At 65.4% G+C, this 6,000-nt stretch carries 7 protein-coding genes and 1 pseudogene; 2 read left to right on the forward strand and 6 right to left on the reverse strand.

What is annotated here, in order from left to right:
- Nucleotides 1-46: 46 nt before the first annotated feature.
- Together EYE42_RS16580 and EYE42_RS16585 are read right to left on the reverse strand one after the other, a co-directional pair.
- Nucleotides 47-268, reverse strand: a complete 222-nt coding sequence (locus EYE42_RS16580; protein WP_211657924.1) for a type I restriction enzyme endonuclease domain-containing protein — start codon at nt 266-268, stop codon at nt 47-49.
- A complete protein-coding gene (locus EYE42_RS16585; RefSeq protein ID WP_211657925.1) occupies nt 249-452 on the reverse strand; it encodes a type I restriction enzyme endonuclease domain-containing protein in 204 nt (67 codons plus the stop codon). Before EYE42_RS16585 ends, EYE42_RS16580 begins: the two co-directional genes overlap by 20 nt.
- Before the next feature lie 108 nt (nt 453-560).
- On the opposite strand from EYE42_RS16585, the pseudogene EYE42_RS11015 reads away from it, so the two are divergent.
- Nucleotides 561-908: pseudogene (locus EYE42_RS11015) on the forward strand (DNA methylase); the annotation flags it as partial.
- A 62-nt stretch (nt 909-970) separates the two neighbouring features.
- Here EYE42_RS11015 and EYE42_RS11020 read toward each other — a convergent pair.
- From EYE42_RS11020 to EYE42_RS11035, 4 genes are all read right to left on the reverse strand, one after another.
- Nucleotides 971-1,411, reverse strand: coding sequence for a hypothetical protein (locus EYE42_RS11020; protein ID WP_130991370.1), 441 nt, complete (start codon nt 1,409-1,411; stop codon nt 971-973).
- 14 nt (nt 1,412-1,425) lie between these two features.
- On the reverse strand, nt 1,426-2,418 hold the full coding sequence (locus tag EYE42_RS11025; RefSeq protein WP_130991371.1) for an ABC transporter substrate-binding protein: 993 nt from the start codon (nt 2,416-2,418) through the stop codon (nt 1,426-1,428).
- Nucleotides 2,419-2,485: 67 nt separating this feature from the next.
- Entirely contained in the window at nt 2,486-3,685 is a 1,200-nt protein-coding gene (locus EYE42_RS11030) for a Gfo/Idh/MocA family protein (RefSeq protein ID WP_246020740.1), read from the reverse strand.
- On the reverse strand, nt 3,672-4,598 hold the full coding sequence (locus EYE42_RS11035) for a PDR/VanB family oxidoreductase (RefSeq protein ID WP_130991372.1): 927 nt from the start codon (nt 4,596-4,598) through the stop codon (nt 3,672-3,674). The genes EYE42_RS11030 and EYE42_RS11035 overlap by 14 nt, the downstream gene beginning before the upstream one ends.
- A 243-nt stretch (nt 4,599-4,841) precedes the next feature.
- Here EYE42_RS11035 and EYE42_RS11040 point away from each other — a divergent pair.
- The coding region (locus EYE42_RS11040; RefSeq protein WP_246020742.1) for a Rieske 2Fe-2S domain-containing protein at nt 4,842-6,000 on the forward strand (1,159 nt) is incomplete at its 3' end.

A 6,000-nucleotide genomic window follows, 5' to 3' on the forward strand; every position in this document is an offset into this window, starting at 1 on the left:
GGGGCGGCCGGAATCTGGATCGAAATACCCTCAGCCAATGAATGGATCACACTGCCCGCTGCAACGAGAATGCTTCGGCCTGCCGCAGGACAGTTTGCACAGCGGCATCTTGTAGGTCTGGCGGGAAACCGTGGTTGCGCAATATGCGTTTCACGAGCACGCGCATTCGTGCCCTAGCACTCTCGCGGTGTGACCAATCCACGGAAACGCTGCCTTTGAGGCTGACCAAGAGCTCGTGCGCGATAGCCTTAAGGGAATCGGCGTCCATCAGTTCGACGGCGCTCTCGTTTTTTGGCTAGGGCGTCACAGAAGGCGATCTCATCTTGCGACAGGCCTTCATCTTGACCCCGCCTTCGGACGGCTCGGACTCCCTTGGCGAGACCGACAAGTTCCTGCAACACCTCAACGGCGCTGATCGCGTTCGTGTGGTATCGGGCTATTGCGGCCTCCATCCGGCACACTGTCGCCCCCTCATCAGTCGATAGGCACCGGCGACGGTGCGGCCGCGACCTTTCAGCTGGTCAAGCGCTACACCTCACCGAGACCGATAGCCTCGACGGCCGCTGACCATTCCCAAACCGCCGCGCAACCCGGCGTTGCGGACCGGCGATCTGTGGATCCTCGGTGACCCCCGACTGCTCTGCGGGGACAGCACCAGCCCTGCCGACGTGCGCCGCGTGATGAATGGCGAGCGCGCCGTGCTGTTCGCGACCGATCCGCCGTATCTTGTGGACTACGACGGCTCGAACCATCCGACGCGGAACAAGGACTGGTCGCAGTCCTATGGTGTCACTTGGGACGACAGTTCGCAGGGGGCCGAACTCTACGACGGCTTCATAGCAGCCGGTGCGGCGGAAGCCATCGCCGAGGATGCAGCTTGGTATTGGTGGCATGCCTCGCGCCGCCAGCCTGGATGGCGCCAAGGAGCGCGGCCACCATCCCGCGCGCGCCGATCGGCCGTGACGCCCCTTCAGTTCAGGGAAGCTAGTATCCTTTCGACCTGAACGAGGCTCAGGATCTCTCGCAGGGGCAGTTCGGCGACGTCCTGCGCATCCGCGACGTGAAGCCCTTCCCAGTTCCAGATCCAGGAATAGACGGCATCGCCGTGGCGGTCGCGGATCAGAACCCGAAAGCCGTGGTCCGACCGGAACTCCCCGGGGATCGGGGCCACGCCGAGAAAGCGCAAGCGGTGCTGCTGCAGATGCGCGCTTGCCTCGATCATGGCGATGCGGGCCGCCCCCTGACGGGCGATCGACTCGAGGCAGTCACCCCCCTCGGCCGAGGGCCGGATCAGCCGCACCACCTCGGGGTAGGGCGGGCGGCGGTAGAGGACCTGCATGTGACGCGGGCCGGACGGCGTGTCCAGTTCCAGCACCGATCCGGGAGGCAAGGCTTCTCTGGCGACAGGCATGGCTGCTCCTTGCTTCATAGCGAAAAGGATTCGTAGGCCGACGGGTGGAACAGTTCGCCCAGCGACAGGCGGCGCGGCGACAGGCCCTGACGGTGATGCAGGTCGAGGAAGGTTTCCAGAACCATCTCGTTTCCCGGCACTCCATAGGTCCACAGCTCGGCGCCGCCGGCCAAGGTCCGGCCCGTCTCGAGGATGTCCTCGACGAAGGGCATCGTCACCTTGGTGGCGGAGGTGTCCGACAGGGCTTCGCAGGCCATGGAACGGGCCCGCTCGAAGGACTTGAAAAGAGCGCCCGCCAGCCACGGATGGCAATCGGCCAGGTCACGGCGGATCCCCAGCAGGTGCATGATCGGAAAGATGCCGGTCCGGCGATAGTGTTCGGAGGCCGCGGCGACGCCATCGGAAAACAGGCGCCGCACCTTCGGGTGCCCCTCGTCAAAGCACCTGAGGCTGCGCGGGCCGATATAGCCGTCGATCTCGCCCGCCCGCAGCATCTCGTCCAGCGTGGCACCCTCGGGCGCCGGGCTGAGGGTGATGTCGTCGGGCAAGGCGACGGGGATCTTCTCAGGCCGGCCGGGCTTGTGCATCCCACCCCGGACCCAGTCGATCTCCGAGGGCGCAACGCCGTAGCCCTCAAGGATTCCCCGGACCCAGACATTGGCCGTCAGCTGCCATTCCGCCAGCCCAATCCGCTTGCCCCGCAGGTCCTGCGGAGCCTCGATCCCCCGGTCGGTCCTGATGTAGATCGAGGAATGGCGGAAGGCGCGTGACAGGAACACCGGGATGCCGACATAGGGGCAATCCCCTTGCGCCAACTTGACGCAATAGGAGGATAGCGACAGTTCCGACACGTCGAAGGGCTGGTGCCGGAAGGCGCGGAAGAACATCTCCTCGGGCGACAGCAGCATGGTCACGGGCTCGACGCCGTCGATGGGGGCACGGCCATCATGGATCGGGCGGGTTCGGTCGTAATCGCCCATGGCGATGGAAAGCGTCAGGCGGGTCATCGGTTCACCATCCAGAGAGAAATCCGCAGGGGCATTGGCAGGTCGGGGGCATGGGCGTTTTCTGAAGTCATCGGTGATCCAAGCTGATCGGCATCCCGCTACGTGCGCTTGCCAAGATCGCATGGCAAATCTCGAGGCTGGAAAGCCCCCAGCCTGCGGCCTGGTCGGGCGGCTCGTTCCGGCGGATGGCCCGGTACAGGGCGCGCAGGACCGGGCTGCGGGGCGCGGGATCGGGCGGCGCGGGAAGGAAGCTGCGCTCCAGATCGCCCCAGATCTCGACCCCCTTGGGGGTCAGGCGCAGGTCAGCCCGGTCGCAGCAGACGATCACGGGCCCGAAATGTTCAGCATGAGACGCCGGCGGGGGCGCTTGGACGGCGCCATAGGTGCGGTCGCCCTTCAGCGCCGCTTCGTCCTCGGGCCTCCCCAGGGAGGCCAGAGCGCGCCGCCCCGCACCGTATGTTCCTGGATCGACCGGCCAGCCTAGTTCCCCGATGCCGTCCTGCATCATGTCCGTGAGGTAATGGGCGTAACCGGAATAGGTCACATTGGCAAAGCCCCCCCCCTTAAAGCCGATCATAGCGCCATAGGCACCTTCCGTCGGGCGCGAGGCGTCCCAGGCGCCCGTCATTGCATATACGCTGCGCGCCGGGGCTTGGGCCAGCAGGCGCAGCATGTCGATCTGATGCACGGCCTGGCTGAAGATCACCCCGCCACCCTCCTCGGTCCGCAGTTCCTCGGGGCGGCGGGGGCGATAGAGGAAATCGGTGAAGTTCAGCGCATGCATCATGCGCACGCGCCCCAGCCGGCCCGACGCGATGATCTCGCAGGCGCGCTGAACCGGCTGGTCGAAGCTGTGGCTGGGGCCGGTGATCAGGTGGACCCCCGCCCGATGCGCGCTGGCGACGATGGCGCGCGCATCGTCAAGCGCGATCGCCAGGGGCTTTTCGACCAGAAGGTGCTTGCCTGCCCGCGCCACCGCCTCGGCGTGGGCACGGTGCATCTGGTGGGGGGTGGCGACATAGACCGCCTCCACGGCTGGATCCGCCGCCAGGGCCTCGACCTCCTCATGGGCGGTGCCGCCGAACTCCGCGACGAAGGCATCCCGGCTTGCGCGGCGGGGCGCGGCGCAGGCCACGAGGCGGACATGGGGATCGGCCCTGAGACTGGGCAGGGTCAGCATGAAGCCCCGCCCCAGACCGGCAACGCCCAGGCGGATGGGGTCGATGACGGCGCCGCCGGAAGGCGGGGCTGCGTCAGAGATCGACAACGAGATCCCCCTCGGCCGAGCGCGAGACGCAGATCATGATATAGTCGTCCTTCTCGTCGTCGCGCAGCACCATGTCGCGGTGATCGACGGTGCCCGCGATCAGCCGCGTCTTGCAGGCTCCGCAGGTGCCGCTTTCGCAGGAACTGACCGTCGGGATGCCAGCTTCGCGCGCGGCTTCCAGCAGCGACCGGTCGGCGGGCACGGCGAATTCAAGGCCCGACCGCCTGGCTGTGACATGGAACGGGCGATCGTCGGCCCGCACCGCGGCGACGCCCGCGAAATCCTCGAAATGCACCCGGCCCTCGGGCCAGTGGCCGCTCAGCGCCTTGATCTCCTCCATCAGCGGTTCTGGGCCGCAGCAATAGACATGCATGTTGGAGGGGGGGGTCTCGAAATGGTCCCAGAAATCATAAAATCCTTCGGGTTTGCCCTCGTCGTGATGGATCACGGCGCCGGGAAATGCCCGCAGCCTGTCCAGATAGGCGGCTTCATCTGCCGTCCGGGTGCAGTAGATCAGGTTGAAGGGGCTGCCCGCGCGGTGCAGATGTTCGGCCATGGACAGGATCGGGGTGACGCCGATGCCGCCGGCGATCAGAAGATAGCGCGGGGAGGGAACCAGTTGGAATTCGTTCTCGGGCGGTTCGATCAGCAGTTCCGTTCCCACCTCGACCGCATCGTGCATCGAGGCGGAACCACCCCGCGAAGCCTGCTCCCGCTTGACGGCGATAACATACTCATGCGGTTCGGTGCCGTCATTGACCAGGGAATAGCGCCGCATCGCGCCGCTGGGGGTCTGCACGGTGATGTGCGCGCCCGGCTCGAAGGCCGGCAGCGGGCCGGCGGCAGGATCGGCAGGCCGCAGGGTAATTTCCCGGATGTCGCGGGCCACGGGACAGCAAGAGGAGACCACCATGAGAAGTCTGATTCTTTCACTATCCAAGAACTTTCTCCAGACGCAATCTGTTCAGGGCCGACTTTGATGGTTAGAATAAGGCTGTGTCAATGTGCGGGTATTTTAATCAGTGAGAAAATCTGCTGTCCATGCGTGGGTGGACATCATGATGCAGTTGAGCCGGCCTGATCCAACGAAGGAGGACTGTCTATGCTGACGAGGGAGGAAAACGACCTTATGACCAAGGTCCAGGGGGACGCTCCCATGGGTGCTCTGATGCGCCGCCACTGGGTACCCGTCTGCCTGATCGAGGAGGTCGAGGAGCCTGACGGCAAGCCGTTGCGCGTCGAGGCGATCGGCCGCAAATACGTCTGCTTCCGCGACACTGACGGCCGGCTGGGCCTGCTGGACGAACTTTGCCCGCACCGCAAGGCGTCACTGGTCTATGGACGCAACGAGGAATGCGGCCTGCGATGCCTGTATCACGGCTGGAAATTCGACGTCGATGGAAACTGCGTGGCGATGGCCTCGGAACCCGAGAATTCGCCGCTGCATAGCAAGGTCAAGCACAGGGCCTATCCGGTGCAGGAATGGGGCGGGTTCGTGTGGGGCTGGCTGGACACCGAACGGGAGGCGCCCGAGTTCGAGCCGCCCGCCTTCGCCCCGACCGACAACACGCCCGTGGCGATCCTGAAGATGCGGGTTCCCGCCAACTGGGCGCAGATCACCGAGGGGCAGATCGATTCGGCGCATTCGTCGTCGCTGCATTCTTCGGACATGAAACCGGCACGGGTGGCGGGGGCAGCTTCGGACGACAAGTCCTGGTACAGGCCCTCGACGGACCGTTCGCCCCGGATGCAGACGGAAACCACGCCCTACGGGTTCCATTACGCAGCGATCCGCAAGCCGATCCACAACGCGGCGACGCACAACTATCTGCGCATCACGGAATATATCGCGCCCTTCACCTCGCTGATCCCGCCGAACAACAACTACAATGTCGCCACGGTGATCGTGCCGATCGACGACGAGACGTCGCATTTCCATTTCATCGCCTGGGGCGGTCGGGCCTGTCCTTCGATCGTCGAGTGGCGCAAGTTCACCCATACCCTGCCCGGCATCGATGTGGACCACATGTGGCGTCCGGTGCGGACGCTGGAGAACGACTTCCTTCAGGACCGCCAGGCGATGAAGCTGGGCCATTTCGCCGGCGTCGAGGGCATCCCGAACCAGGATCTGGTGATGTGGGTGTCGATGGGCGCACGGGTGGATCGATCGTCCGACTTGCTGGGGGCGTCCGACCTGGCGATTGTCGAATTTCGCAGGCTGATGGCGGATGCTGCGCGGCGCGTGGCCGAGGGCGGCCCGGCCATCGGCACCGAGGAACCGCGCGTCCCCCACGTCCAGATCGCCTCGCGCGAGG

It is taken from the genome of Paracoccus subflavus (genome assembly GCF_004310345.1).
Taxonomy (GTDB): Bacteria; Pseudomonadota; Alphaproteobacteria; order Rhodobacterales; family Rhodobacteraceae; genus Paracoccus; species Paracoccus subflavus.

Coding starts and splice junctions, on each gene's coding strand:
- EYE42_RS11035 (WP_130991372.1), bottom strand. CDS start 4,598: ATGGTGGTCTCCTCTTGCTGTCCCGTGGCCCGCGACATCCGGGAAATT.
- EYE42_RS16580 (WP_211657924.1), bottom strand. CDS start 268: ATGGACGCCGATTCCCTTAAGGCTATCGCGCACGAGCTCTTGGTCAGC.
- EYE42_RS11020 (WP_130991370.1), bottom strand. CDS start 1,411: ATGCCTGTCGCCAGAGAAGCCTTGCCTCCCGGATCGGTGCTGGAACTG.
- EYE42_RS11025 (WP_130991371.1), bottom strand. CDS start 2,418: ATGACCCGCCTGACGCTTTCCATCGCCATGGGCGATTACGACCGAACC.
- EYE42_RS16585 (WP_211657925.1), bottom strand. CDS start 452: ATGGAGGCCGCAATAGCCCGATACCACACGAACGCGATCAGCGCCGTT.